Below are 25,558 nucleotides of genomic sequence, written 5' to 3' on the forward strand. Positions count from 1 at the left end.
CCGCCCTATCTCACGGTTCGCGAGCGAGCTGGGGTTTCTTGACCGGCAGAAGCATCAGCAGCCCGGCCAGCAGGACCACCAGGATCCCGAGAATGCCCCACTTCTGGGCGCCAAAGATGACTATTGACCAGCCAAAGAGCTGCGGCGCCAGGAATGAAACTGCGCGGCCCGTGGTGGCGTAGAGGCCAAACATCTCACCTTCTTGCCCCTCCGGCGCCAGCCGGCCCATGAACGTGCGCGCCGAGGACTGTGCCGGCCCCACGAACAGGCACAGGATCAGCCCAAAGATCCAGAACGCCGTCTTGCCTTCAAGGAACAGCAGCAAGCCGCCGGAAATCAACAGCCCGCACAGTGAGGTGACAATGACCGCCTTGGGGCCAAACTTGTCGTCAAAGAAGCCAGCTGAGAGTGCCCCCACGGCCGCAACAACATTTCCGGCAATGGCAAAAATCAGCACATCCCCGGTCTTGAACCCGAAGGAGCCAACCGCCAGGACCGCCCCGAAAGTGAAAATGGCGGCCAGGCCGTCACGGAAAATGGCCGAGGAAATCAGGAAATACAGGGTGTGGGGTGAGGTTTTGCCCAGCCGGACAATGGTGCGGAACAGCTCCCTATAGGACTGAAAGAATCCCACCTTGGGCATGCTGCGATCGGGTTTGGATTCCGGGATGGCCAGCAGGACCGGGATGGAGAAAATGATGATCCACAGGGCGGAGAAAACGGCCACTGCGCGGTACGTCATGCCGTCTGCGGCCGTGATGCCGAAGATCCCCACCTCGGGTTTGATCAAGGCGAAGAAGACGATCAGCAGTGCCACGATCCCGCCAAGGTAACCGGCGGCCCAGCCAAAGCCGCTGATCTTTCCAATGGTGGTTTTGGTGGAAATCTGCAACAGCATGGCGTTGTAGTTGACGCTTGCCAGTTCGAAGAACACGTGGCCGGCGGCTATGAGTAGGCAGCCAAAGAGCAGGTACGACTCGTTGGGCTGGACAAAGAAGCAGGCGCCGGTCAGGACAGCCACAATGAGCGTGTTGATGCCCAGCCACAGTTTGCGCCGCCCGCTGTGGTCGCTGCGCTGCCCGGCCACAGGTGCCAGCAGTGCAATGAACAGGCCGGACACTGACATGGCAAAGGCCAGAACGGCTGTGGCGTGGTCGGCCCCGCCAAAGGCATTCCCGGTGAGGTAGAGGGCGGTGAAGACAAAGGTGGTCATAACTGCGTTGAAGGCGGCACCGCCCCAGTCCCAGAGCGACCATGCCGCAATCTGCCAGGTGGTGCCAGTTGTTTTGGCGGCGGTCGCTGGCAGGGGCGGGAAGGCTGCAGCTGGTGGGTACTCAGTCATACGCCACATCGTATCCGGCTCATGACTGTGATTAGGCGCACGCTCGGGCCCGCGCTGCTTGTGCCGCGTCACATCCGGCGCCGAACTTGGTAGGCTGAAACGGTCGGTTTTACGACTTCTCTGTCCGTGCTTGTGACGCTAGCCCCAAACATGCGGAGCCCACTGTGTTGATTGTCCTGAGTGCGCATTTCCTTGTGGCTATTCTTGCGCCCTTTTTGTTTACCCGGTGGGGACGTGCGACGTTTTATGTCCTGGCCGCCGTCCCAGCCGCGAGCTTCATTTGGCTGCTGACCCAATACGACGCCGTATATTCCCCAGCGGCCATAAGTCCGTCGGTGGACATCCCCTGGATCCCGGTCCTGGACACGAACCTATCGTTCCGGATGGACGAGCTTTCGTGGATGATGTCGCTGCTGGTGCTCGGCGTTGGCGCCCTGGTCCTGGCGTACTGTGCCCGATATTTCAAGACGGACGACGCCGGACTGGGCGGCTTTGGTGCCCAACTCCTGGCTTTCGCCGGTGTCATGTTTGGCCTCGTCACGGCCGATAACCTGATCCTTTTGTTTGTCTTCTGGGAACTGACAACAGTCCTTTCCTACCTGTTGATCGGGTATGCCCGCACCCGAATCGCGGCCCGCCGCGCCGCCCTGCAAGCACTGATGGTCACCACTTTTGGCGGCCTGGCCATGCTGGTGGGGCTGATTATGGTGGGGGAGAGCGCAGGTACTTACCGAATTTCTGCGGTCCTGGCCAAGGCCCCCGAACTGGTGGCCGCAACCGGCACGCCCGGCACGGTTTTGAACATTGGCATTGCCCTGATCCTTGTGGGGGCCGTAACGAAGTCGGCCCTGGTGCCCTTCCACTTCTGGCTGCCCGGCGCCATGGCGGCACCCACCCCCGTCAGCGCCTACCTGCATGCCGCAGCCATGGTGAAGGCCGGAATCTACCTGATCGCTCGGTTGGCACCCGGTTTTTCCGGCACCGAATACTGGCAGTTGCTCATCACGGTCCTGGGCCTTGCCACCATGCTGGTGGGTGGTTGGCGGGCGCTTCGCCAACATGACCTCAAGCTGATCCTGGCCTACGGAACCGTCAGCCAGCTTGGTTTCCTGACCGTCGTTGTCGGGCTGGGCAGCAAAGAGGCTGCCATGGCGGGCATGGCCATGGTCCTGGCACACGGGCTCTTCAAGGCGGCGCTGTTCCTGGTGGTGGGCATCATTGACCACCAATCGGGCACCCGTGATATTCGCGAACTCTCCGGGGTTTTCAGATCTGCACCCTTGCTGGGCGTCGTGGCACTTATAGGTGCCGCCTCCATGGCAGGTCTGCCGCCGCTTGCTGGGTTTGTCGCCAAAGAATCGGTGTTTGCAGCCTTTGAGGCCAACGCCCGCTACGGCCCGGCCGGTACCGGAATTGGGGTCCTGGTTCTTGCCGTCATGGTGCTCGGCTCCATCCTGACCTTCGCCTACAGTGCACGCTTCATGTGGGGCGGTTTCGCTAAGAAGTCCAAGGGCATGGCCACCGCGTTCAAGCCGGTGGGTGCACTGTTCCTGGGCGCCCCGGCCCTACTGAGCCTGCTCACCGTGGCCTACGGCCTGTTCCCGAAGGCCGTGGAAACCTGGATTGCGCCCTACAGTGCCCAGTTCCCCGCCTACGACCACGAGGCCATGCACCTGGCGCTGTGGCATGGTTTCTCGCTGCCCCTGCTGCTGAGCGCGGTGGTGGTGGCCGGTGGACTTGGCCTCTTCGTGGCTCGCAAACGCTTTGAAAAGTTGCAAGCTAAACTGCCCCCGGTCATCGACTTTGAACGCGGCTACCGGCAATCCATTCTGGGGTTGGATTTGGTGTCCATCTGGGTCACCGGTCGGACCCAGCGAGGCTCGCTGTTCTTCTATCTGGCGGTCATTCTGAGCACCGCCATCGCCTCCGTTGGCGCGGTTCTGATCATCACCGAACAGCATTGGAGCGACAGGATCTACTTCCTGGACCCCGGTTCGCCGTTCCAAATTGTCGCTGGTGTCGCCATCGTGGTGGGCGCGTTGGCGGCGGCCAGGGCCAACAGGCGCTTCATGGCCGTGCTGATGGTGTCTGTCACCGGTTACGGGGTGGCACTGATCTTCGCGCTGCAAGGGGCTCCGGATCTGGCGCTGACCCAGATGCTGGTGGAAACCATCATCTTGGTGGCGTTCGTGCTGGCCATGCGCTCGCTACCGCCCGGATTGCAGGAACGTACGGCCGGGAACCACAAGATTCTGCGGATCATCCTGGGCGTCACCTTCGGGGCGGTCATGGTGGTGGTGGCCATTGTGGCCATGGGCTCGCGGATAGCCACGCCCATCAGCCTTGAACTGCCCAAGATGGCCTATGAAGGCGGCGGGGGCCTGAACGTGGTCAACGTGACGCTGGTGGACATTCGTGCCTGGGACACCTTTGGCGAGATCTCCGTTCTCGCCATTGCCGCAACGGGCGTGGCCAGCTTGATCTTTGTTCGCGGACGCGGACAGCGCCTTGCCCGGGCGGAGACGGTACCCACCGGCAGCATTGGTCGCGTCGCGGAAGCCGGCAGCGCTCAAAGTACGACGGCGGAACTCGCCAAACGCTTTACGTCCGCCCCCGGGAACGCCTGGCTGGTGGCCGGCAGGACACTGGCCCCGGAACGGCGTTCCATCATCATTGAGGTGGTCACCCGGCTGGTGTTCCACAGCATCATCGTGCTCTCCATCTACCTGCTCCTTGCCGGGCACAATGGCACAGGCGGAGGTTTTGCCGGCGGCCTGGTGGCCGGCCTGGCCCTGACCATCCGGTACCTCGCCGGTGGCCGGTTTGAGCTGGCCGAGGCAACCCGGATTTCGGCGGGAACCCTGCTGGGTGTGGGGCTCGCAGCCGCGGCTCTTACAGGGATCGCGCCACTGTTCTTCGGCGGGGAAATCTTCCAAAGCGCCATACTCACCTTTGACCTGCCGGTGTTTGGGCACGTGAAATTTGTTACCTCCACCGTGTTCGACATTGGCGTGTACCTGGTAGTGGTGGGCCTGGTTGTTGACGTCCTGCGCAGCCTGGGCTCCGAAATTGACCAGCATGAAGAGGACGGGATCGGTGGCATCACGTTGATTGAAGATGACGAGCCTTTGGAGGTGGGCCGATGAGCATCAACATGACCCTGCTGCTGGTGATGGGTGTCCTCTACGCCATTGGCATTTACCTGCTGCTGGAGCGCAGCCTGACCCGCGTCCTGCTGGGATTGATGCTGCTGGCTAATGCCACCAACATCTTGCTGCTGACAACAGGCGGCTACGCCGGGCTTGCCCCCATCTTCAACAAAAACATTCCCGCAACGGAATTCAACGACCCCCTGCCCCAGGCTTTCATTCTGACCTCAATTGTCATTTCCTTTGCCGTCACCGCATTCATGCTCAGCCTGATCTACCGGTCATGGCTGCTCAGCCACGCCGACGTCATCCAGGACGACCGTGAAGACCTTCGCGTGGCCAAGCAGGACCTCTATGACGTTGAAGAGGACTCCGAGATCGCCATCGAGATTTCCGACTTCCATGAGAACGATCAACCCCTGGAAAGCCGAGAGATGATCCCGGAAGTCACCTTGAAAAAATCGACCACCACGCCCAGTGCCCACCCCCCGGCGCCTAAGGACCTCTCATGAATGTCGGGTCCCTGGCCCCACTTGCGGTGGCGCTGCCGTTCCTTGGTGCGGCCATTGCCTTTGTTCTCATCCGCCACCCCCGCGCACAGCGGCGGGTCAGCCTGGGAACCCTGACCATTACCTTGGCCCTTGAAGTCTGGGTCCTGGCGGTGGTGTGGAATTCCGGTCCCGTGGCCGTGCATTTGGGAGGCTGGGCGCCGCCCTTTGGCATTGTGATGGTGGCGGACCAGTTCTCCTCACTGCTGCTGGTGGTCTCCTCCGCCGTCAGCCTTGCGGTGCTGGCCTATGCCTCCGGTCAGGGTGCCGCGGACGGGGAGGAAAGCGGACCCGTCTCCGTCTTTCACCCCACCTACCTGATCCTGGTGGCTGGCGTTTCCAACGCCTTCCTGGCCGGGGATCTCTTCAACCTCTATGTGGGTTTTGAGATCCTGCTGACCGCCAGCTATGTGCTGATGACCTTGGGTGGCACAGGCTCCCGCATCCGTGCCGGCATCACCTATGTGGTGGTCAGTGTGGTGTCCTCACTGCTGTTCCTGATAGCGATCGCCATGATCTACGGCGCTACGGGCACCGTGACACTGGCCGACCTGGCCATCAAGCTCGGCGCCCTGGACCCTGGTACCCAGCACCTGCTGCACGTGCTGCTGCTGGTGGCGTTTGGCATCAAGGCGGCCGTGTTCCCGCTGTCCTTCTGGCTTCCCGACTCCTACCCCACGGCCCCGGCACCCGTCACGGCAGTGTTTGCCGGCCTGCTCACCAAGGTAGGCGTCTACGCGATCATCCGCACCGAGACGTTACTGTTCCCCACGGATCACTTCAATGACGTCCTGCTCTGGGTGGCGTTGCTGACAATGTTGGTGGGAATCTTGGGTGCCGTGGCGCAAACGGATATTAAACGTATGCTCTCCTTCACCCTGGTGAGCCATATTGGGTACATGATCTTCGGCGTAGCCCTGTCCTCCGTGCTGGGCCTGGCCGCCACCATCTTCTACGTCATCCACCACATCACCATCCAAACCAGCCTGTTCATGGTGACAGGCCTGATTGAACGCCGCGGCGGGACCTCGGCCATCATGCGGTTGGGCGGCCTTGCCAAACTCTCGCCGATCCTGGCCGTGCTGTACTTCATCCCCGCCATGAACCTGGCAGGAATCCCACCATTTTCCGGGTTCCTGGGCAAATTGGGCCTCTTGCAAGCTGGCGTCGCCAACGGCTCACCGCTGGCCTATGTGCTGGTAGTGGGCGGGGTTGTGGCCAGCCTGCTGACCCTTCTGGTCATGGCCCGCGTCTGGAACCGGGTGTTTTGGCGCAGCGCCTCGGACGCCGAGGATCCCGACCCTGTCCTGCTGGCATCCGCCCCGATTGGTGAAGGCGGGCGAAGCATGAGCGCCCTGCGCACCAGCAAGCATGTGGAGACTACCGAGGGCCGGTTTGCCGGTGAGAACGAGGTTCCGATCCTGCCCAAGATGATGGTGTACTCCACCCTGGGCTTGGTAGCTTTGGGCCTTGCCATGAGCGTATTTGCGGGACCACTGTTTGATCTGAGCCAACATGCCGCCCAGGACATGCTTGCACGAACTCCCTATATCGAGGCCGTTTTGGGCAGTGGGGCGGGTACACCATGAGCAAGCCACTGAACGAGCGAAAGTCGGGCACCTGGCAAAAACTGCCGTTGCTGATCTGGCTGGTCATTGTGTGGGGTGCGCTCTGGCAGGACTTCAGCCTGGGCAACCTGGTGTTTGGCGCGTTGATAGCTATCGGGGTGTCCAAGGCGTTCTACCTTCCGCCGGTGGAGTTGACGGGGCGTTTCAACGTCCTGCGGGCGGCAGTCTTTGCCCTGCGATTCTTGTTCGATGTGACGGTAGCCAGCTTCGAGGTGCTCTACCTGGCGGTGGTACGAGGGCCGGCCATCCGCAATGCCGTGATCGCCGTGCCGCTGCGCAGCAAGTCGGATCTGATGATGACCGCCACCGGACACGTGCTGTCACTGATTCCCGGTTCTCTGGTGGTTGAGGTTGATCGCGGTACCTCCACGCTTTACGTGCATGCACTGAATGTCGCCACAGCCGAGGACGCCGAAAAGGTACGGGCGGGTATCCAGGCGATCGAGGCCGGGCTGATCCGCATCATGGGAAGCCGCGAAGAAGTGGCAGCCCTCAAAGCCGAGACGGCCCCGCCGTCGCCCAAGGAGACACCATGACAGGCTTGCAAATAGTGGTGGTGATCGTCGCCGTCGTACTTTCAGTGGCAGCCGCCGGGACCATCTACCGCATTGCGGCGGGGCCCTCCCTGCTGGATAGGGTCATCGCCGCAGATGTTTTGCTGGCGATTTTCGGCGCGTCCCTGGCCACCGAGATGGCCCTGAACAAGCACACGGACAACCTGGCACTGTTGGTGGTGCTCAGCGTGATTGGCTTCATTGGCTCGGTCACCGTGGCCAGGTTCGTTGCGCACAAGAAGGAGGACGCATGAGTGTTGACGGCGTGATCAACGTCCTCACGGCAATTTGCCTACTGGGTGGGGCTCTGATGAGCCTGGCTGCGGCCATCGGCTTGCTGCGTTTCCCGGACCTGATGAGCCGCATGCACGCGGCCACGAAGCCGCAGGTGCTGGGCCTGTTCTTGATGCTTGCCGCCGTGGGTTTGCAAATGCGTGCCTGGTCGCTGGTGCCGATCCTGATTGTGGCGTGGCTGTTCCAGCTGCTGACGGTGCCCGTGTCGGCTCACATGGTGGGCCGTGCGGGTTACAGAACCAAGCACCGCCGCCCCGAACTGCTGAGCACCGACGAGCTCAACGCAGTGGTTGAGGCCGTCCGCGAGGACACCCAACCCAACAACTAGGGAACGCCCTAGACCTCTTCGGGGTGGCTGTTGAAACGGGCGATGGCCTTTTGCGTGGTGCGCCCGGCAATCACCTGAATGATGGCTGCCACCGCGGAGGACACCAGGGCAAACGTCAGCGCTGAGCGGAGGCTGTTTTCCAAGTCGGCGCCATCCTTGGGCGGCTTGTTGCCGGTGCTCTTTTCCCACACGGTGTCAACGATCTTGCTTGCCGCGAATCCCGCGCCCAGGCTGATGCCGGTGCTTAGCAGTTTGAATACGATGTTCATGCAAGTCTCCTTGAACCATGGGCGGGAGGATTCCACCCGGCCGTTCGCTGTTGAAGCTAGCCTAGCGTGTGCCGGAGGCTTAGCCGGGTCACCCCTTTCACGGTGCAGCGTCGCAAGGGGCCACAACAGCCAACCATGCGCGTAAGCTGGTGAGAGCATTTCAACACGACAGGGGAGCGTCTACCCGCTAATGGGTACCGGCGCTGAGAGTGCGGTTCGCCGCAGACCCTCGAACCTGCTCCGGTTAGTACCGGCGAAGGGAGTCGAGTTCTCTTCGGCTGCGCGGAAATACCGAGGCAGCCGCCCCTCCTGAAAAGGAGGAACCTCAATGAGTAAGTCAGTGGCGGGCAATCCCGCAAACCCCAAAGCAGCCCCCAAAAGCACCTGGCGCGTGGTGGACATTGTGGTGGCCTCAGTTCTGGCCGTTGCCGTGGGTGTCATCTTTTGGCTCTGGTCAGCCGGCTACGGCCTCATCAGCGCCTTCACCATCGCCTTTCCGCCCATCGGCGCACTGTACGGCGGCGGCTGGCTTATCGCCGGCGTGCTGGGTGCCCTGGTGATCCGCAAACCCGGAGCCGCGCTGTATTGCGAGCTGGTGGCAGCCACCGTGGAGGGTCTGCTGGGCACCCACTTTGGTTTCACAGTGCTGCTCTCAGGCCTGGTCCAGGGGCTCGGTGCGGAGGCGATCTTTGCGCTGTTCCGTTACCGCAAGTTCACGCTGCCGGTGGCCCTGTTTGCCGGCGCTCTGTCCGGCGTGGCCATGGGCCTGAACGACAGCCTTGTCTACAACGTGGCCTGGGCGTTTGAGTGGAAGGCCGTCTACGTGGTGCTGGCCGCCGTGTCCGGTGCCATCATTGCCGGGCTCCTGTCCTGGCTTGCCGTCCGCGGCCTGGCCAAAACCGGGGCGTTGGCCAATCTGCCCTCACGTGGGGCAGCCGCCGAGCCGGTGCTCTAGCCCGTGGCTGTTCACGGAAACGATGTGTCGGACCGGGGCGTTGCCCCGGCCCGGATCAGCGCCAAGGGGTGGGGGTGGCAGCATTCCGGCCGTGCCACCAAGGCAGTTCACGACCTTGATTTGGAGATAGCGCCCGGTGAACGGGTGCTTTTGCTGGGCCCCTCGGGCGCCGGAAAATCGACGCTCCTGCACGCCCTTGCCGGCGTCTTGGGTGCCGATGAAGACGCCGACGAGTTCGGCTCCCTGCTCATCGACGGGGAGCCGGTGGCCGCCGCCCGCGGCCGGACCGGGCTCATGCAACAGGATCCGGACGCGCAGGTGGTGCTGTCCCGGGTGGGCGATGACGTCGCCTTTGGTGCGGAAAACCTCTCCGTGCCCAGGGATGAAATCTGGCGGCGGGTCCCTGCCGCCTTGGATGCCGTGGGTTTGGCGCTGCCATTGGACCATCCGACGTCGGCGCTTTCGGGCGGACAAAAGCAGCGCCTTGGCCTGGCCGGCATGCTGGCCATGCGGCCGGGCCTGTTGCTATTGGATGAGCCCACCGCCAACTTGGACCCCGCAGGGGTGATGGATGTGCGCGACGCCGTCCGCCGCAGCCTCGATGAAACCGGCGCCACGCTTGTAGTGGTGGAACACCGGGTCTCGGTGTGGCTCGATGTGGTGGACAGGATTGTGGTGCTGGCACCCAGTGCGGCGGGGGAACCCGGGGGCGTTCTGCTCGACGGGCCGCCCGCCACCGTGCTGGCGCAGGGCGCGCAACTGCTGGCCTCCGCCGGCGTGTGGGTTCCCGGGCATGTGCCGGCCGTTCGCCAACGTACCCCACGCAAGTCGGGGGACCGGCAGAACGGCGCCGGTCTGTTGCTTCAGGCGGCAGATCTGGGTGTCTCGCGGAGCAAAAACCGGCGCCGTCACCCGGCCGTGCCGGCCGCCGTCGTACCCTCCTTGTACCTCTCCGCGGGACAAGCCTTGAGCGTGACGGGGCCCAACGGGGTAGGAAAGTCCACCCTGGCACTGACCCTGGCGGGGCTATTGCCGCCGGCAAGCGGAAGTCTGCTGGCCACGGACGCCCTTGCCCGCGGGGCAGGAAGCTCTCCACTGAAATGGCGCGGCCGCGACCTCATCAGCAGGATCGGCACGGTCTTTCAGGAGCCGGAGCATCAATTTGTCACCGGAAGTGTCCGGGACGAGTTGCGGTTTGCCCCGCGCCTGCTGGGCCAGGGGGGTGAAAAGGTGGATGAGCTCTTATCCCGGCTGCGGCTGGAACACCTGGCCGACGCCAACCCGTTTACACTCTCCGGCGGGGAGAAGCGGCGCCTTTCCGTGGCCACTGTGCTAGCGGCGAGCCCGCAGATTCTGATTCTGGACGAACCAACGTTTGGTCAGGATGCCAATACCTGGGCGGAACTGGCGTCGTTGCTGACAGAGTTGCTGGACGCCGGAACCGCCGTCCTCTCCGTGACGCACGACGCCCTCTTTACCCAGATCTTGGGCGGGGAAACGTTGGTGCTGGGACCCCAAGCGGAGACCGAATGTGGTGCCGGTGGCGCGGCCCAAAGCAAGGCGGTGCTGCGATGAGCGTGGATGTGCTGGCGGCACCCCGATCCACGGCCTGGCTGGCCGGTGCCAATCCGCTGGCCAAACTTGGTGCCGGAATGGTGATCACCATCGTTTTGCTCCTGAGTGTGGATTGGGTCTCCGCCACCGTGGCGCTGGCGTTGGAAGTATTGTTGCTACCGCTCGCGGGGTTGAGCGCCGGCGCTTTGCTGCGCCGGGGCTGGCCCATCCTCATCGCAGCGGCCGTGGGCGGGTACGGGACGGCTCTGCTGGCGCCCAAGACCGGCGAGCTTCTGCTGGTCATGGGACCGGTGAGCTTTACCAGTGGGTCGGTGGAGGCCGGGGCGGCCATCGCCCTGCGTGGCCTGGCAATTGCGCTGCCGGGAATTATTGTCCTGGCCAGCACCGACCCCACGGACCTTGCCGATGCCCTGGCGCAAAAGCTGCGGCTGCCGCACAGATTCGTACTGGGAGCCCTGGCCGCCATGCGGCTGGTGGGACTGCTTGTGGCGGAGTGGCAAACCCTGGGCATGGCGCGGCGGGCCCGCGGTGTGGGCGGTGAGCCGGGCCTGTTCAGCGGCGTCAAGGCCGGTGCGGGGCAGGCCATGGCATTGCTTGTTCAGGCCATCCGCCGCGCCTCCCGGCTGGCCGTCACCATGGAAGCGAAAGGATTCGGCGCCGGTCCACGCACCTGGGCCAGGGAATCACGCTATTCGGGACAGGACCTAGCGGTGCTGGCCGGCGGATTGGTGATCGCCGCAGTGTCGGTGAGCGCCGCCGTCGTGCTGGGCAGTTGGAATCCTGTGTTTGGTTAGGAGCCGCATAGCTGGCCCGCCCCGTCGCGGCAGGACAGGGCGGGCACGGCGACATATGCGGAAATAGTCCCAGCGAGGGTGGGGGAGGCTGGATACTGGGATCATGACGATCGCCCGCAACACCAAGCTCACCATTGTCGGCGCCGGAAGCGTTGGCACCTCGCTGGCCTATGCGGCACTCATTCGCGGCTCCGCCCGGGAAGTTGTGCTGTATGACATCGCCACGGCCAAGGTCGAGGCGGAAGTGCTTGACCTGGCCCACGGCACGCCGTTCGTTGGGGCCTCAAGTATCACCGGCGGCAGCGACATCGGGTTAGTGGCTGATTCCGACGTCGTGGTGATCACCGCAGGTGCCAAGCAAGAACCGGGTCAGACCCGGCTGGAGCTGGCGGGCGTCAATGTGGGCATCCTGGAGAAAATGCTGCCGGTGTTGGTGGACCTGGCCCCCAATGCGGTCTTCATCCTGGTGACGAACCCCTGCGATGTGCTCACGGCGGTGGCAGAACGCATGACCAATCTGCCGCATGGCCGTATCTTCAGCTCTGGCACGGTGCTTGACTCGTCCCGGTTGCGCTGGCTCGTGGCGGAGGCCGCCGGGGTGGCGCCGCAAAGTGTGCACGCGCAGATTGTGGGCGAGCACGGCGATACGGAGTTTCCGCTGTGGTCCGCCGCCACGATCGGGCAGACTCCGCTGCGTGAATGGACCGATTCTTCGGGAAGCCTGATCTTTCCTCGCGAACGCCTTGAAACTCTGACCCACGACGTGGTCAACGCCGCCTATAAGGTCATTGCCGGTAAGGGGGCAACAAACTATGCGATCGGCCTCTCCGGAGCACGCATCGTGGAAGCCGTCTTGCAGGACGAGCGGAGCATCCTGCCTGTCTCCAGTGTTCTGCACGGGTACCACGGTATTGATGGTGTGGCTCTGAGCGTGCCATCGATCGTCGGGGCAGGTGGGGTACAGCGCATCCTGGACACTCCCATGGACGCCCGCGAAACCGAGCAGCTACAGCACTCCGCGGAGACGCTGGCCGCCTCAATCGCCTTGTTCTCCTAGCCAGTATCGACTCCGGGGCGGCCTGGCTAAGGGGCTGGCGCAGAGGGGGTAGCGTTAAGGCAAGTAAAAGCACGAATAGCCATGGCGAATTTATCGCACGTAATGGTTAATTTGATGACAATACTGTCTATTTGGCTAGCTTAGTCACTAAAGTCCAACTAAATATGCTTCTCATGATATAAAAGTTGTTATGACTCAGGTGGCTGCAGAAACTGTTGGTGTATTAGTGCGTGACGCTCGGAACGATCGAGGGTGGACGCAATTGGAGTTGGCGGCGCAGCTGGGCACCAGTCAAAGTGCCGTAGCCCGCATGGAGCAGGGCAAACAGAACCTGAGCCTGAAGATGATCCAGCGCATGGAATCCCTGCTGGGCACCAACATTGTCAACGTGGGCAACTCGCCCAAAAACACCGTCACCCACCTGCGGGTCCACGGCGGACGCGAACTTTCCGGCAGTGTGGAGGTCAACTCCAGCAAGAATGCCGGCGTCGCCCTGCTGTGCGCCAGCCTGATCAACCGCGGCACCACCACGCTGCGCCGGCTGGCCCGCATCGAAGAGGTCAACCGGATTGTGGAGCTGCTGACAAGCATCGGGGTGGAGTGCAAGTGGCTCAACGCCAACGACCTCCAGATCCGCCGCCCCGCCGTGCTGAACCTCGGATCCATGGACATCGACGCGGCCAAGCGAACCCGCAGTGTCATCATGTTGCTGGGCCCTCTTCTGGACGAGCAGGACGTCTACAGGATTCCCTACGCTGGTGGTTGTGATCTCGGCACCCGTACCGTGGAACCGCACATGCAGGCACTGCGTGAGTTTGGTCTTGACGTCACCGCGCACAACGGTTTCTATCAGGTGCAGGCCCCCGTCAGTGACGCCACCGACAGGACCTTTGTGCTGACCGAGCGGGGGGACACCGTGACGGAGAACGCCATCATGGCGGCCGCGCACCGTGCTGGCACCACCATCATCCGCAACGCCAGTCCCAACTACATGGTTCAGGATCTCTGCTTCTACCTTCAGGGCCTCGGCGTGGAGGTGGAGGGCGTTGGATCCACCACGCTCACCATTCGCGGCAAGGCCCGGATCGATGTGGACATCGAATACTTCCCCTCGGAGGATCCCATCGAGGCCATGAGCCTGATGACCGCCGGCATTGTGACCAAGTCCGAAGTGACCATCAAGCGCGTTCCCATCGAGTTCATGGAGATCGAGCTCAAGGTGCTCGAGCAGATGGGGTTCCGCTACCTCAAGAGCGCCGAATATGTGGCCCGCAACGGCAAAACCCGCCTGGTGGACATCACCACGCTGCCCTCCGAGCTGCGCGCGGCACCGGATAAGATCCACCCCATGCCGTTCCCCGGCCTGAACATAGACAACCTGCCCTTCTTCGCCGTGATCGCCTCCTGCGCCGAGGGCACCACACTGATCCACGACTGGGTCTACGAGGGCCGCGCCATCTACCTGACGGAGCTGAACCGGCTCGGTGCCGGCGTCCGACTGCTGGACCCGCACCGCATCGACATCAAGGGCCCCACGGCATGGCGTGCGGCCGAGATTGGTTGCCCGCCAGCACTACGGCCGGCAGCTTGCATCCTGCTGGCCATGCTCGCAGCCAAGGGCACCAGCGAACTGCGCAACATCTACGTCATTGAGCGCGGCTATGAGGACCTGGCTGAGCGTCTGAACACCATTGGCGCAGAGATCGAGTACTTCCAGGACTAGAGTCCTTAAGCACGACGGCGGCCGGTCACCTTATCGATGAGGTGGCCGGCCCTTTCACCTGGTCCGGTAAGATCGGGCGAATGTTCTCCTGGTTCAAACGTGATTCCGCAGCCCCCACACCGATCCTGTCCTCACCCTGGATCAACCCAGTGCTGAGGGCCGAGGAAGTGGATGTTCTCTGGAAGAAGTCCGGATCCCGCATGGTTCGCCGCGTGCAACTCACGGCAGCCGGCGCACAGTTCAATCTGCACCCTGCCGAGCTGCTTGCCCTCGTCACCGGGCGCACTGACATCGCCGATTCCTGGGACGTCGCGAAAATGGCATTCTTTGTCCGGACGGGAAGCGTCTGGAAAGGGACGGACTTCTACCCCTGGACTAGCAAGCTCCCGGATGACTCCCTGGTGCTGCTCTTGGCTCCGATGACTGACCCTCCTCTGGCAGTACTCTCCGGTGTTGATGTGAAGAGTTTCTCTGCATGGGTGGAGGGGCTGGCGCGCAAGGTTGCTAAATAGCGGCCAGCGCCCGCGCCAAGTCGGTTTTCAAGTCCACCACGTCTTCCAGGCCAACCGAAAGTCGCAGGAAGCCGTCGCTGAGGCCGATGGCGGCCCGGCCTTCGGCGCCCATGGCACGGTGCGTGGTGGTGGCCGGATGGGTGATCAGGGATTTGGCGTCGCCCAAATTGTTCGAGATATCAATGATTTGCAGGGCATTGAGCAACGCAAACGCGGCGTCCTTGGTGGTACCCGTGGCGGGTTCGGCTAGTTCAAAGGTCAGCACCGTGCCGCCAGCCTTCATCTGCTTCTTGGCCAGCTCATATTGCGGGTGCGAGGGCAGGTGCGGGTACAGAACGCGTTTGATCTGCGGCTGGGATTCGAGGAACTCGCCCAGGGCCAGCGCGTTGTTGCACGAATGAGTGACGCGCAAGTTCATGGTTTCCAAGCCCTTGGTTAGCACCCAGGCGTTGAACGCCGACAATGCCGGCCCGGTGTGCCGCATCAAATTCTTGACCGGACCGTCGATAAACTCCTTGGTGCCCAGAATGGCCCCGCCCAGCACCCGGCCCTGGCCGTCAATGTGCTTGGTGCCGGAGTAGACAATGATGTCCGCACCAAAGTCGCCGCACCGCTGCAACAGGGGAGTGGCGAACACGTTGTCGGCCACCACCTTGGCGCCGGCCGCATGGGCCAGATCGCACACGGCCTGCACGTCCACAATCTCCTGCATGGGGTTCGACGGCGATTCGAAGAACACCGCGGTGGTCGGCACGGACAGGGCCTCACGCCACTGCTCAAGGTCGTAGCCGTCCACAAACACGGTTTCCACACCCCAGCGGGGCAGCAGCTCGTTGAGGATCACAAAACAGGAACCAAAAAGCGAACGGGAGGCAACCACCCGGTCCCCGGCCGCCAGCAACGCACCCAGGGCGGTGAACACCGCAGACATCCCGGACGCCGTCGCAAAGCACGCCTCCTTGCCCTCGAGCAGGCGCAGGCGTTCTTGGAACGTGGCCACCGACGGGTTGCCGTAGCGGGAGTACACAAAACGGTCTACCTCGCCGGTGAACGCCTGTTCGGCGGCCTCGGCGGATTCGTAGACGAAACCGGAATTGAGGAAGATGGCCTCGGAGGTTTCCTGGAAATTACTGCGGTCCAGCCCGCCCCGGACTGCCTGGGTGTCTTCGGCCCAGGTGGGGGCATGCTCATTAAAATTGCTCACGTTCGCGTGTTTCCTTAGCGTTCACAGATGATGCGGTGTTTAGGTACGGGAAAGGTCTACTTCCAGGGCAGCTGACGGTTCTTCCACCCATTGACGGTCCGCTCACCAAAGCCGTCCGGCTCGCCCTCAAAGCCTTCCAGGACGTTGAACGCCGTGTAGCCGGCGGCCGTGGCGGCCTGCGCGGCGGCAACGGAACGTGCCCCGGAACGGCACAGGATCACCAGCGACTTTTCGGTCGGGACGGCGGCTGCCAGCTCAGCGGCAAAGCCAGCGTTGTGGGAACCGTCGGCCAGGTTCCACTGGATGAATACCGGCGCCGCGCCCAGCGCGGAAATGTCGGGGACGCCAATGTGGGCCCATTCGCCCTCGGTACGCACGTCCACCAGGACGGCACCCTGGGAAAGCTTGTCCCAGGCGGCTGCGGGGGCCAAGTCTCCGGCGTAGCTCATGCGATTCCCTCGCCGTCGAACTCTTCGTCCTCTTCGAGGTCAAGGACGGCGTCCGCAATGGCGGAGTCGGCATGGGCCACGGCATGGGGCAGTATGACGGCCTGGGCGGCAATCACCGTGGTGCCATTGAACGTCACGGCCGGTCCGCCGTGCAAGATGTATCCATCGTCCAGGGCCGCGGAGATGCGCTCACAAAAGGAACGGTCGTCTGGGCCGGTAATCAGGCGGTAGGTGAGTGGGGTATCTTCGGCGGACACATGGACTCCTTGAGTGCAATTGGCGTCGCCTGCAAACGGGACATCCACCTACGGGGCTTCCACAGTGAGAGTTGTGCAGCCAAGGCAGGGTATTCGCGCTTGCAAGCCACAGCCGTGGGTAACTGGGTTTGCCGAGTAGTCACCTGAGGCACCCCACCGCAAAAGAGGGTTGCCGGCCAGCAAGTCAGGGCTTAAAACTGGCACTCATTACTCCCTTTGAAACTAACACACCCCTGTGGGTGGCTGATGAATCGTGACGAGAAGTATTGCCGAACATGACGGCGTTATGGTCACCATAAATGGTGCCGGGATGGCAGGATATTGCCATGACTACACGACGAATCCTCGCGGCGATCAGGTTCATCCTCGGTGCCGTGACCTTGATCGCCATGGGCACCCAGCTAAGCATTCACGTCGGCAACGGTTTCCCCGTGGTGAACTTCTTCAGCTATTTCACCAATCTGGGCAACTTGCTGGCCGCCGTGGTGCTGATGGTGGAGGCTGTGCTGATCTGGCGCGGGAAGGAATTGGGCCCGTTGTGGCAGGTCCTGCGCTGCGTCTCCGTGGTGTGCATGGCCCTGGTCGGCATAGTGTTCAGCGCCCTGCTGCGCAACGTGGACCTGGGGTCCTTGCTGCCGTGGGTCAACACCTGGATGCACTACATTATGCCCATCGCCGTCGTGGCGGACTGGCTGGTGCAGTCGCCTCGCCTGCGGATTCCCTTGAGCAAGCTCGGCATCGCCGTGATCTTTCCCCTGGTCTATCTTGCGTACTCGCTGATCCGGGGCGCCGCCATTGACTGGTACGCCTATCCGTTCCTGAACCCGGCCAACGGTGGTTATGGTGCGGTGGCTGTGACCTGCGTGCTCATTGCCGTGGCGTTCATTGTCACCAGCACGGTGCTGATTGTGCTCGGCAACAAGCTGCGCCCTCTGGTCCCGCCGGTCCAACCGGCCCACGTCGCCGCCTAGCTGTTTGCCCCGGCACCACCAGACGATTGGCCGACGTCGCCGCTTGAGCAAACTAACACGAGGAAAACCATGAGCACCCAGTCGGCGGACGTCAGCCTAGCCAAACAGCTGTGGGGCGGCCTGATTTCTGCCGTGCGGAGGTCTCCGGCGACGGCGGCGCTGATGCTCGTCGTCCTCGCCGCCACAGCCGCCATCGGCGGATTGAGTACTGGTCCATCCGAGGAGACCCTCGCGTTGGTGGGGATCGACCTTAGCAACGTGGCCGAATCCTGGTGGACCCTGTTGGTCAGCGCCTTCTTTGCCACGTCGTGGCCGGACTGCCTGCTTGCGTTGCTGACTATTGCGCTGGGTATGGGCATTGCCGAACGCATTGTTGGTTCGCTCCGTGCTGTGAGCATGTTCTTGATCGGCAGCGTTGTCAGTTCCGTGGGCCTACTTGTCCTGGTGGCTGCCGGGACCGCAGGAAACGACAGCTGGCTCAGCTACCTTGGCGGCGACTACGTGGTGGGGGCCTACGGCGGCGCTGCGGCGGCCCTTGGAGCGGCCACAGCCTCCCTGAACAATCTATGGCGACATCGCTTGCGCACCTGGCTTCTGGCGTTTTCCTTGATGTTTGCCCTGTATGTCGGGGTGGCCCAGACACTGCAGCTTCTGATCGGAGCGGTATTTGGCATCCTGATCGGGCGTTTGCTGGGCACTGGCCGACGCCAGGAGAGCGTGAAGTTGTTTCCCCCGCCATCCCTGCGGGAGGCCCGGTTCCTGCTGGCGACCATTGTTGGGGTGTTCGCCGTCGGACCACTGCTGGCCCAGGTGACAGCCACTTTTGCCATGGGACCGTTATCCACAGCCTCGTCCCTCATGCTCCAGGTGGGCCCGAACGCGGATGAACTTCAGGAGCTATGCAACGGGGACACCGCGTGTATGAAGCTGCAGTCCATAGTGGGCGTCAGCAGCGTCGGCGGTGTGTTGCTGTCTTTGGTTCCGGTGCTCTTGTTGCTGGTGTGTTCGGAGGGACTGCGGCGGGGGCGACGTCTGGCGCTGTGGACCGCCCTGGTCATCAACGCACTTATTGCCGTGGTTGTGCTGGTTTCCATCGTGGTATTCCTGACGTCGCCGGATCTTGCCACGGGGGACTTGGACTGGGGTTTCCTCGCCGTCTACATCTTCCCAGCGGGACTGGTACCTGCGGCGATTGCACTTGTGCTGTTCTTGCACCGGGGGAAGTTTCCGGTGGAGTCGAGTGCTTCGGCGGCCGGGAAACTGGTGCGCAGGACCCTGACTATTGCAGTGGCCCTGATCTTGTTGTACTCGCTCATGTGGTTTGTTGAGGGCAATCTTGGGCGGTCCAACATTGGCGACCTCCTGGCCCAACTGACTCACATCCTCATACCGTTCCCGCTGCCGATTGTCATTGTGCTGCCGCAGGGCCTGGTGACAACCATCGTCTACGGATTTGGTGGTGCCGTGCTCTGGCTGTCCTTCGGTGCGCTGGCACTGAGGGATCTGCGGGCTTACACGGTCAATTCGAGCAATGCGAAGCAGGAGCAGGGTCGAATCCGTGACCTTCTCCAAGACGGCGGCGGGTCCTTGTCGTGGATGTCTCTTTGGGCGAACAATGTCTACTGGTTGAGCGAGGGCGGGCGCAATGCTGTTGCCTATCAAGTTCACAACGGGGTCGCGTTGACGCTGGCCGGTCCTTTTGGCGCCGCCGACGGACAAGCCCAAGCAGGCCGGGACTTTGTCGCCCACTGCACGGAAGAAGGACTGATCCCGTGCTTCTATTCGGCCACAGCCGCCGTGGGCGAGTCATTGGAGGGCTTGTCCTTTGAACGCTTGGACGTGGCCGAGGAGACGCTGCTGCCCCTAGAGTCCATGACGTTCAAGGGTAAGGAATGGCAAAACGTTCGGACGGCGCTCAACCGGGCCGACAAACTGGGTATCAAGGACCAGTGGTACAGCTATTCGGCCATGCCGCCCGGTATCCGCGCCCAGCTTGCCGAAATTTCCGAAGAGTGGGTGTCCGAGAAGTCACTGCCGGAGATGGGATTCACCCTTGGTGGTCTGAACGAGCTCAAGGATCCGGCCGTCTTGTGTTGCGTGGCCGTGGACGGGGATGGGCTAGTCCACGGCGTCACCAGTTGGCTGCCGGTTCATACAGAACGAAAGGTCACCAGCTGGACCTTGGATTTCATGAGGAGGCGTTCCAACGGGTTCAAGGGGGTCATGGAATTCCTGATTGCCAGTGCCGTGACGCACTTCAAGGAGGAAGTGTCAGTCATTTCGCTCTCTGGTTCGCCGCTGGCATCCACGGGCGACGCCGGCACGGATCAGGAGCCCTCGGCCATTGAGAAGGTGCTGGTGATGTTGGGCAACGCACTTGAACCCATGTACGGGTTCCGGTCTCTGGCTGCCTTCAAATCCAGATTCCAGCCTGTTCACCAGACACTTTTCTTGTTTTACAACGATCCGCTGGCCCTACCGGCCATTGGCCTTGCCATCACGGCCGCGTATCTGCCGGAGCTTTCGGCGCGTGACAGTGGCCGATTCCTGCGACAAATGACGGCCAAGGCCCCTACCCAGTGACAGGTCCGGGCGACTGCCTACAAGGTGGTGGCCAGGAGCGCGCCCAGCTCAGCACTCAAGCGTGCCCGAGTCTCTGCGGTGCCGATTTCCTGCCCGTCGATCCGATTGACTGGGGCTAGTAGCCGCAGGCTGGAGATCAGCCACACGGCGTCGGCGTCCAGGAGGTCCGCCGGCTCCACCGGGCCGTAGCCCAGTTCCCATCCAGCCTCACTTGCGGCGGCGAACAACGCACCCTGGGTGGTGCCGGGCAAAATACCGCTGTCCAGGTTGGGTGTGATGAGGCGCTTGACGGGGGCTCCGTCGTCGTCGGTGATATGCGCCAGCAGGACCGACGACGTCGGGCCCTCCAACACTTTTCCGTCACTACTGGTGAAGATCACGTCGTCGGCGCCCTGCTTCTGGGCGTGACGCAGGGCTGCCATGTTTACGGCGTAGGAGAGTGTCTTGGCGCCCAGCAGGAGCCAGGGGGCGCGCTGGGAAACAGTGGTGTCGTAGCCACGGTCAAGGAGGATCACCTCAAGGCCGTTGGCGCGCTGTTCGGCCAGGGCGGGGGAAAGTCCGGTGGCCTGGACCCAGGCGGTGGGCTTGTTCGAGCCCTCCGGGCCACGGGTGACAATGAGTTTCAGCACCACGTTGGTGTTGCCAAACTCGTCCGCGGCGGGAGGTTCGGCGGCGAGGAAAGCAGTGACCGCCGTCGTCATGGCTGCCAGCCAGGTCCCATCCTCCGGGATCAGCAGATCCATGGTGTCAGCGGAGTCCGCCAGCCGCGCAAGGTGGGCTGCAACCTTGCGCGGCTCGCCGTTCACGGCCAGCAGCGATTCGAAGATGCCGTCGCCGCGGGTCACGCCCTGGTCGGTGGCCAGGAGGGCGGGCGTGCCGGCGTCAACGAGGCGTCCGGCGGGGAAAGCGGGGTCTAGAAACACCAAAACAGTCATACGTGAAAGCTTAATGCCTGTGGTTGGTTCAGCTCAGGTTCGAGAGGACGCCGCGGCCAAAGGTGATGGCGCGGACAATGCCCAGGACACCCAGGATGACCAGGGAGATGCCGGTGATGAGCAGCAGCCACAAGGCAGACCAGGTGGGGACAACCAGCACAACAATGCCGGCCACAATGCTCAGGCCGCCGAAGACGACGGCCCAGGTGCGTGAGGCGGTCTTGCCCGACTCGACGATGGCCAAGATGCCTTCAATAATCCAACCAATGCCAATGATGATGACCGTGAAGATGAGCAAAACTTCACCCGTGGCCGCGGAGTTCTTAATGGCAACGATGCCCGCTACCAGCAAGATCAGGCCGAAGAGGATGTCCAGAATTCGCATTCCTGCGGACAATCCGTACGTGAAAATTCCCAAAGCCACTTTGATGGCGCCGGTGATAAGGAAATTGATGCCAAGGAAGATGGCTACAACGGCCAGGGTTTTGGTGGGCCAGAAAAGCAAAACAACACCCAAAATCAGGGCAACGGCACCGCTGATGCCAAAGGCTAAGCGAATACCCTTGATGGCTGACTTGGCCAGCTTTGCCGGGTCAAGGGCGAATTCGTCGAGGGTAAAAGTGGGGGACTGCGGTGAGCTCATGGTTTCTCTCCTAAAAGTGGTGCATAAATGCGATTGCTCTAAACACTAGCCGGTGGCCGCCTCAATTCCCTGACCAATGTTGCGTGGGGTGGCTTTTCGAGGGGGACGGTAGGCTAAAGTCAACAGCCGCATGCCAAGGAGGACCGCTTGATCTGGACCGTGTTTAGTGTGCCCACCTCAAGTGTCTGGTTGTCGGTGGTGGTGGCCCTGATTGATCTGGTCATCCGCATTGTGGTTCTCGGCGTTATACCAGGCAACCGTCGCCCCACCACGGCCATGGCCTGGCTACTGTGTATTTTCTTCTTGCCCTATATTGGCTTGGCCTTGTTCCTGATGTTCGGTAACTTCCGGCTTTCACGACGACGGCGTGAGACCCAGGCTGCTGTCAATCTTCGGATTGTGGAAGGCACCCAGGAAATTGCTGCACAGGTCAATGCCTACGAGGGCCCCGCCTGGGTGAATTCGGCCATTCAATTGAACAGAAATCTCGGTTTCTTCCCGGCCCTGGGCGGAAATTCGGTGGAATTGATCAAGGGTTACCAACAATCCCTTGACGCTATGGCTGCGGAGATTCGTACGGCTTCCCACTATGTCAATGCCGAGTTTTACATTATGAGCTCGGATGAATCCACGGATAATTTGTTCAGGGCGCTTGAAGAAGCAGCCGCCCGCGGTGTGCGGGTTCGCGTTCTTTTTGACCATATCGGTTCGCTGCGGGTGCCCGGCTACCGCAAGATGATTCACCGGCTGAAGGCAAGCGATATCCAGTGGCGGCGAATGCTGCCCCTACTGCCCGTGAAAGGCCAGTGGCGTCGGCCGGATCTGCGCAACCACCGCAAGATCCTGGTGGTTGATGGCCGTGTGGGCTACACGGGGTCACAAAATGTCATTGAACCCTCTTACCGCAAGAAAGCCAACCACAAGGTGGGGCGCGAATGGGTTGAGCTGATGGCACGGCTTGAGGGTCCCATTGTTGGCACCCTCAACGTCATGTTCGCCACCGACTGGTCCAGTGAGACCGAGGAGAACCTGGAATCCCAGCTGGCCACCCATCACTGGGACTCCTTTACCGACGGGGTACTGTGCCAGGTGGTGCCGAGTGGTCCGGGCTTCGTCACGGAAAACAACCTGCGCCTGTTCAACACACTGCTGTATTCGGCGGAGGAACGTATCACCATCTCCAGCCCGTACTTTGTGCCCGACGACTCCCTGCTCTACGCCATTACGACGGCGGCGCAACGCGGGGTCCGGGTGGAATTGTTTGTTTCCGAAAAGGGCGATCAGTTCCTGGTGCACCATGCCCAGCGCTCCTACTATGAGGCCCTGCTCAGGGCTGGCGTGCGGATCTTCCTGTACCCCAAGCCGCTGGTGCTGCACGCCAAGCACTTCACAGTTGATGAGGATGTGGCAATCATTGGCTCCTCCAACATGGACATGCGCAGCTTCTCCTTGAACCTTGAGGTGTCGGTGATGATGATCGACAAGGACGTGGTGAAGGATATGCGTGACGTCGAAGACGCCTACCGCAAGGTTTCACGCGAACTCCACTTTGACGAGTGGGTGAACAGGCCGGTCCTTGCCCGCTACATTGACAACGTGGCCCGCCTGACGGCCACCCTGCAGTAAGACCGGCTCCGGCGCCCTCGAATGCTGGCTTTGTTCAGGCCGGGAAGCCCGAGCCCAGGGTGGAAAGTACGCCGAAAGCCTTGGCCTGGATCTCCTGCCACTCCGCCTCGTCATCGGAGTCGGCCGTGATGGCACCGCCCACCCCCAGCGAAAGGTGAGTGCCGCCGTCGGGCGCGTCATTCAAGACAAGGGTGCGGATGGTGACCGACAAGTCCATGGCAGCGTTGAGAGAAAAATAGCCGATGGCCCCGGAGTAGATCCCGCGGGGACCAGCCTCCAAGGCGTCAATGATGGCCATGGTGCTGATCTTAGGGGCGCCGGTCATGGATCCGGCGGGGAAGGCGGCGGCCAGTGCTTGGGCGCGCGAGCTTCCCGGGGCCAGTTGAGCCTCGATGGTGCTGACCAGTTGGTGGACTGTCGCGTAGCTTTCGATGACGCACAGGCGGGGGACCCTCAGTGTCTCGGGCAAGGCGAAATGCGAGAGGTCATTGCGCAGCAGGTCAACGATCATCACGTTCTCGGCCCGGTCCTTGGGGGAAGATGCCAGATCGGCCTTCAGGGCAGCGTCCACGGCCGGGTTGGGGTCGCGGCGGCGTGTGCCCTTGATGGGTTCGGCGCGCATCTGCCCGGCCGAATCGATCCGCAGGAACCTCTCGGGCGAGGTGCTGCACACGCTAAGCGTGCCAAAGCGCAGGAAGGCGGCGAAGGGGGCCGGGCTGCGCCGGCGCAAAGCCCGGTAGGTGTCCCACGCATCAACGGGTGCCGCCGTTTGCGCCATCAGCTGTGTTGTCAGGCAGACCTCGTAGGAGTTTCCTTCGTGGATCTGGTGGCGGGAGGCGGCAATCATGGCCTTGTAGCGGGCCTCGGTGTCTGCCAGGGTGAAATCGGGTCCGGGGGGCAGTGCCGGTTCGTTCTGGCTCAGCGTCTGGGCAAGTCTCTGGTGCACATCGTGGGTCCACGCTGCGGCTTCGGTACGGGAGAGCGGGTTGTTGGCCTCGGTCAGGGTCAGCAGGAACAAGCATTTTTCTTGGTGGTCAATCACCACAGCCCGCCCAGCGAATAGCAGTGCCGCGGTGGGTGGCGCCGCCTTAGGGGCATTCTCCCCGGCCATGGCCGGGGGTGTCTGGCTGCCGCCGGTTTCACTCTTAAGGCCGTAGCCCAGGTAGCCCAGCCAGCCGAGGGTGAAGTCGCCCGGGTAATGTTCGGGGGCGCGGACGGCCTTGCGCCCCCAAGCGGTGTCCAACCATCGGAAGAACGGGGCGCGAATGCGGGAGGTGATGTGGCCGGCCCGGACCGTGGTCAGCCCGGCCGAATGTTCGGCGATGCGACCAAACCAGCCCCCGGCGTCGGCCATGATGGAAAACCGGGAGCGTCCGGCCGGGAACGTGATGGATTCCCCGTCCTGGGAATCGGCGATGGAACTGTCCAGCCACACAGCGTCGGGTGAGTTGCCGTAGAGGGCGGCGAAGAGCGCGGGCCCGCAAGGGTAGGAATCAACTCGTTCGGCGGTGAATTCCAGCCCGCGGCGCCGTGCCAGTTCCGGGGCCATGAGCGATTCCATGGCCGGCAGCTCGGTCAACGCGGAGAGCACGCGGACGGGGGCCGAGGCCACGCCGGCGGAACCGTCCACCATGATGTCCGCTGCCGCCGCGGCGGAACCGCTAGCAAAAAGCAGTTCCTCTTGAGCCGCCCAGCGGTCCCAAAATGGTGCGTAGGTTTCGCCGTCGCGATCCAGTGCCCGGCGCTTGCGCTGCGGCGTGGGCGCCTCCACCCAAATCACCACGTCCACCAAGGGCATCGCGCTGGAATGGGCGGCACCAACACCTTCCACCAGCACGACGTCGGACACAGCGGTGGTGCGGGAGGCGCCGTCGTGCTTGGCCGCCCAATCCCATGCCGTCCAGGTGGCGGGCTGGCCGAGGCGCAAGGGCTCCAAAACGGTGGAGACATAGCGTTCCACGCCGTCCGCCAGTCCGTCCCAGCCCGGGTAGATGTCCTCAAGGTGGAACAGGGAAACTGTGTGGTGGCGACGTAAGAGGGCCGCCAGTTCCAGGGCAACGGTGGTTTTTCCGGCACCCGAGCGGCCGTCGACGGCGATGATCACCGGGCGTGCGCGGGACTGGTTGGGCCCACTGTTTCGAGGGTCCCGCGGCGAGCTTGCG

23 protein-coding genes and 2 riboswitches are annotated in these 25,558 nt (G+C 62.6%); of the genes, 15 read left to right on the top strand and 8 right to left on the bottom strand.

Annotation, left to right across the window (positions count from 1 at the left end; genetic code table 11):
• Positions 1 to 10: 10 nt before the first annotated feature.
• A complete protein-coding gene (locus CXQ94_RS00075; protein ID WP_104086193.1) occupies positions 11 to 1,342 on the bottom strand; it encodes an MFS transporter in 1,332 nt (443 codons plus the stop codon).
• Between the two features lie 164 nt (positions 1,343 to 1,506).
• Here CXQ94_RS00075 and CXQ94_RS00080 point away from each other — a divergent pair, with 164 nt between their 5' ends.
• Genes CXQ94_RS00080 through mnhG form a run of 6 tightly spaced genes read left to right on the top strand, consistent with a single transcriptional unit; the run spans position 1,507 to position 7,843 of the window.
• Entirely contained in the window at positions 1,507 to 4,488 is a 2,982-nt protein-coding gene (locus CXQ94_RS00080) for a Na+/H+ antiporter subunit A (protein ID WP_104086194.1), read from the top strand.
• Entirely contained in the window at positions 4,485 to 5,003 is a 519-nt protein-coding gene (locus tag CXQ94_RS00085; RefSeq protein WP_104086195.1) for a Na(+)/H(+) antiporter subunit C, read from the top strand. The genes CXQ94_RS00080 and CXQ94_RS00085 overlap by 4 nt, the downstream gene beginning before the upstream one ends.
• The gene (locus CXQ94_RS00090) at positions 5,000 to 6,628 is read left to right on the top strand and encodes a Na+/H+ antiporter subunit D (protein WP_104086196.1); all 1,629 of its coding nucleotides are present in this window, start codon (positions 5,000 to 5,002) and stop codon (positions 6,626 to 6,628) included. The genes CXQ94_RS00085 and CXQ94_RS00090 overlap by 4 nt, the downstream gene beginning before the upstream one ends.
• Positions 6,625 to 7,203 carry a Na+/H+ antiporter subunit E gene (locus CXQ94_RS00095; RefSeq protein WP_104086197.1) on the top strand — a complete coding sequence of 193 codons (579 nt, stop codon included), beginning with the start codon at positions 6,625 to 6,627 and terminating at the stop codon, positions 7,201 to 7,203. Before CXQ94_RS00090 ends, CXQ94_RS00095 begins: the two co-directional genes overlap by 4 nt.
• Complete coding sequence (locus CXQ94_RS00100; protein ID WP_104086198.1) at positions 7,200 to 7,475, top strand: monovalent cation/H+ antiporter complex subunit F; 276 nt, start codon at positions 7,200 to 7,202, stop codon at positions 7,473 to 7,475. The genes CXQ94_RS00095 and CXQ94_RS00100 overlap by 4 nt, the downstream gene beginning before the upstream one ends.
• Positions 7,472 to 7,843, top strand: coding sequence for a monovalent cation/H(+) antiporter subunit G (gene mnhG, locus CXQ94_RS00105; RefSeq protein WP_104086199.1), 372 nt, complete (start codon positions 7,472 to 7,474; stop codon positions 7,841 to 7,843). Before CXQ94_RS00100 ends, mnhG begins: the two co-directional genes overlap by 4 nt.
• An 8-nt stretch (positions 7,844 to 7,851) precedes the next feature.
• Here mnhG and CXQ94_RS00110 read toward each other — a convergent pair whose 3' ends face one another.
• Complete coding sequence (locus CXQ94_RS00110) at positions 7,852 to 8,112, bottom strand: DUF4235 domain-containing protein (protein ID WP_104086200.1); 261 nt, start codon at positions 8,110 to 8,112, stop codon at positions 7,852 to 7,854.
• 160 nt (positions 8,113 to 8,272) lie between these two features.
• Positions 8,273 to 8,391: riboswitch (TPP riboswitch) on the top strand.
• Between the two features lie 49 nt (positions 8,392 to 8,440).
• Here CXQ94_RS00110 and CXQ94_RS00115 point away from each other — a divergent pair.
• The 6 genes from CXQ94_RS00115 to CXQ94_RS00140 all read left to right on the top strand — a co-directional run bounded on the left by CXQ94_RS00115 (position 8,441) and on the right by CXQ94_RS00140 (position 14,728).
• Entirely contained in the window at positions 8,441 to 9,067 is a 627-nt protein-coding gene (locus tag CXQ94_RS00115; RefSeq protein ID WP_104086201.1) for an ECF transporter S component, read from the top strand.
• A gap of 3 nt (positions 9,068 to 9,070) precedes the next feature.
• Positions 9,071 to 10,642, top strand: a complete 1,572-nt coding sequence (locus CXQ94_RS00120) for an ABC transporter ATP-binding protein (RefSeq protein ID WP_258066507.1) — start codon at positions 9,071 to 9,073, stop codon at positions 10,640 to 10,642.
• The gene (locus tag CXQ94_RS00125) at positions 10,639 to 11,436 is read left to right on the top strand and encodes an energy-coupling factor transporter transmembrane protein EcfT (RefSeq protein ID WP_104086203.1); all 798 of its coding nucleotides are present in this window, start codon (positions 10,639 to 10,641) and stop codon (positions 11,434 to 11,436) included. The genes CXQ94_RS00120 and CXQ94_RS00125 overlap by 4 nt, the downstream gene beginning before the upstream one ends.
• A 103-nt stretch (positions 11,437 to 11,539) precedes the next feature.
• The gene (locus tag CXQ94_RS00130; protein WP_104086204.1) at positions 11,540 to 12,493 is read left to right on the top strand and encodes an L-lactate dehydrogenase; all 954 of its coding nucleotides are present in this window, start codon (positions 11,540 to 11,542) and stop codon (positions 12,491 to 12,493) included.
• A 190-nt stretch (positions 12,494 to 12,683) separates the two neighbouring features.
• On the top strand, positions 12,684 to 14,216 hold the full coding sequence (locus tag CXQ94_RS00135; RefSeq protein ID WP_104086205.1) for a UDP-N-acetylglucosamine 1-carboxyvinyltransferase: 1,533 nt from the start codon (positions 12,684 to 12,686) through the stop codon (positions 14,214 to 14,216).
• Positions 14,217 to 14,296: 80 nt separating this feature from the next.
• On the top strand, positions 14,297 to 14,728 hold the full coding sequence (locus CXQ94_RS00140) for a hypothetical protein (RefSeq protein WP_104086206.1): 432 nt from the start codon (positions 14,297 to 14,299) through the stop codon (positions 14,726 to 14,728).
• On the opposite strand, the gene CXQ94_RS00145 is transcribed toward CXQ94_RS00140, so the two are convergent.
• Genes CXQ94_RS00145 through CXQ94_RS00155 form a run of 3 tightly spaced genes read right to left on the bottom strand, consistent with a single transcriptional unit; the run spans position 14,721 to position 16,638 of the window.
• Complete coding sequence (locus CXQ94_RS00145; protein WP_104086207.1) at positions 14,721 to 15,932, bottom strand: O-succinylhomoserine sulfhydrylase; 1,212 nt, start codon at positions 15,930 to 15,932, stop codon at positions 14,721 to 14,723. The genes CXQ94_RS00140 and CXQ94_RS00145 overlap by 8 nt on opposite strands.
• A gap of 56 nt (positions 15,933 to 15,988) precedes the next feature.
• Positions 15,989 to 16,381 carry a rhodanese-like domain-containing protein gene (locus tag CXQ94_RS00150; RefSeq protein ID WP_104086208.1) on the bottom strand — a complete coding sequence of 131 codons (393 nt, stop codon included), beginning with the start codon at positions 16,379 to 16,381 and terminating at the stop codon, positions 15,989 to 15,991.
• Positions 16,378 to 16,638, bottom strand: coding sequence for a DUF1737 domain-containing protein (locus CXQ94_RS00155; RefSeq protein ID WP_104086209.1), 261 nt, complete (start codon positions 16,636 to 16,638; stop codon positions 16,378 to 16,380). Before CXQ94_RS00155 ends, CXQ94_RS00150 begins: the two co-directional genes overlap by 4 nt.
• A 90-nt stretch (positions 16,639 to 16,728) precedes the next feature.
• Positions 16,729 to 16,850, bottom strand: a riboswitch (SAM riboswitch).
• Between the two features lie 114 nt (positions 16,851 to 16,964).
• Here CXQ94_RS00155 and CXQ94_RS00160 point away from each other — a divergent pair.
• Positions 16,965 to 17,609, top strand: a complete 645-nt coding sequence (locus CXQ94_RS00160; RefSeq protein ID WP_104086210.1) for a Pr6Pr family membrane protein — start codon at positions 16,965 to 16,967, stop codon at positions 17,607 to 17,609.
• Between the two features lie 69 nt (positions 17,610 to 17,678).
• Positions 17,679 to 20,192 (top strand): bifunctional lysylphosphatidylglycerol flippase/synthetase MprF, encoded by a 2,514-nt coding sequence (locus CXQ94_RS00165; protein WP_104086211.1) that lies wholly within the window; start codon positions 17,679 to 17,681, stop codon positions 20,190 to 20,192.
• A gap of 17 nt (positions 20,193 to 20,209) precedes the next feature.
• Here the strand turns inward: CXQ94_RS00165 and CXQ94_RS00170 are convergent, their stop codons facing one another.
• Complete coding sequence (locus CXQ94_RS00170) at positions 20,210 to 21,127, bottom strand: aminodeoxychorismate lyase (protein WP_104086212.1); 918 nt, start codon at positions 21,125 to 21,127, stop codon at positions 20,210 to 20,212.
• Between the two features lie 28 nt (positions 21,128 to 21,155).
• On the bottom strand, positions 21,156 to 21,770 hold the full coding sequence (locus tag CXQ94_RS00175; RefSeq protein WP_104086213.1) for an HdeD family acid-resistance protein: 615 nt from the start codon (positions 21,768 to 21,770) through the stop codon (positions 21,156 to 21,158).
• A 150-nt stretch (positions 21,771 to 21,920) separates the two neighbouring features.
• On the opposite strand from CXQ94_RS00175, the gene cls reads away from it, so the two are divergent.
• Positions 21,921 to 23,396: a cardiolipin synthase gene (gene cls, locus CXQ94_RS00180; protein WP_258066601.1), complete on the top strand. Its 1,476-nt coding sequence runs from the start codon at positions 21,921 to 21,923 to the stop codon at positions 23,394 to 23,396.
• 34 nt (positions 23,397 to 23,430) lie between these two features.
• On the opposite strand, the gene pabB is transcribed toward cls, so the two are convergent.
• On the bottom strand, positions 23,431 to 25,500 hold the full coding sequence (gene pabB / locus CXQ94_RS00185; protein WP_258066603.1) for an aminodeoxychorismate synthase component I: 2,070 nt from the start codon (positions 25,498 to 25,500) through the stop codon (positions 23,431 to 23,433).
• Positions 25,501 to 25,558: the final 58 nt, after the last annotated feature.

The organism is Arthrobacter sp. GMC3 (genome assembly GCF_002929305.1).
GTDB lineage: Bacteria > Actinomycetota > Actinomycetes > Actinomycetales > Micrococcaceae > Specibacter.

Bases quoted from the DNA above. Each gene is read 5' to 3' on its own strand.
- CXQ94_RS00075 (WP_104086193.1), bottom strand. From the start codon at position 1,342: ATGACTGAGTACCCACCAGCTGCAGCCTTCCCGCCCCTGCCAGCGACC.
- CXQ94_RS00095 (WP_104086197.1), top strand. From the start codon at position 6,625: ATGAGCAAGCCACTGAACGAGCGAAAGTCGGGCACCTGGCAAAAACTG.
- CXQ94_RS00085 (WP_104086195.1), top strand. From the start codon at position 4,485: ATGAGCATCAACATGACCCTGCTGCTGGTGATGGGTGTCCTCTACGCC.
- mnhG (WP_104086199.1), top strand. From the start codon at position 7,472: ATGAGTGTTGACGGCGTGATCAACGTCCTCACGGCAATTTGCCTACTG.
- CXQ94_RS00130 (WP_104086204.1), top strand. From the start codon at position 11,540: ATGACGATCGCCCGCAACACCAAGCTCACCATTGTCGGCGCCGGAAGC.
- CXQ94_RS00090 (WP_104086196.1), top strand. From the start codon at position 5,000: ATGAATGTCGGGTCCCTGGCCCCACTTGCGGTGGCGCTGCCGTTCCTT.
- CXQ94_RS00110 (WP_104086200.1), bottom strand. From the start codon at position 8,112: ATGAACATCGTATTCAAACTGCTAAGCACCGGCATCAGCCTGGGCGCG.
- CXQ94_RS00100 (WP_104086198.1), top strand. From the start codon at position 7,200: ATGACAGGCTTGCAAATAGTGGTGGTGATCGTCGCCGTCGTACTTTCA.
- CXQ94_RS00150 (WP_104086208.1), bottom strand. From the start codon at position 16,381: ATGAGCTACGCCGGAGACTTGGCCCCCGCAGCCGCCTGGGACAAGCTT.
- CXQ94_RS00160 (WP_104086210.1), top strand. From the start codon at position 16,965: ATGACTACACGACGAATCCTCGCGGCGATCAGGTTCATCCTCGGTGCC.
- CXQ94_RS00170 (WP_104086212.1), bottom strand. From the start codon at position 21,127: ATGACTGTTTTGGTGTTTCTAGACCCCGCTTTCCCCGCCGGACGCCTC.
- CXQ94_RS00125 (WP_104086203.1), top strand. From the start codon at position 10,639: ATGAGCGTGGATGTGCTGGCGGCACCCCGATCCACGGCCTGGCTGGCC.
- CXQ94_RS00115 (WP_104086201.1), top strand. From the start codon at position 8,441: ATGAGTAAGTCAGTGGCGGGCAATCCCGCAAACCCCAAAGCAGCCCCC.
- CXQ94_RS00175 (WP_104086213.1), bottom strand. From the start codon at position 21,770: ATGAGCTCACCGCAGTCCCCCACTTTTACCCTCGACGAATTCGCCCTT.
- CXQ94_RS00140 (WP_104086206.1), top strand. From the start codon at position 14,297: ATGTTCTCCTGGTTCAAACGTGATTCCGCAGCCCCCACACCGATCCTG.
- CXQ94_RS00135 (WP_104086205.1), top strand. From the start codon at position 12,684: ATGACTCAGGTGGCTGCAGAAACTGTTGGTGTATTAGTGCGTGACGCT.
- CXQ94_RS00165 (WP_104086211.1), top strand. From the start codon at position 17,679: ATGAGCACCCAGTCGGCGGACGTCAGCCTAGCCAAACAGCTGTGGGGC.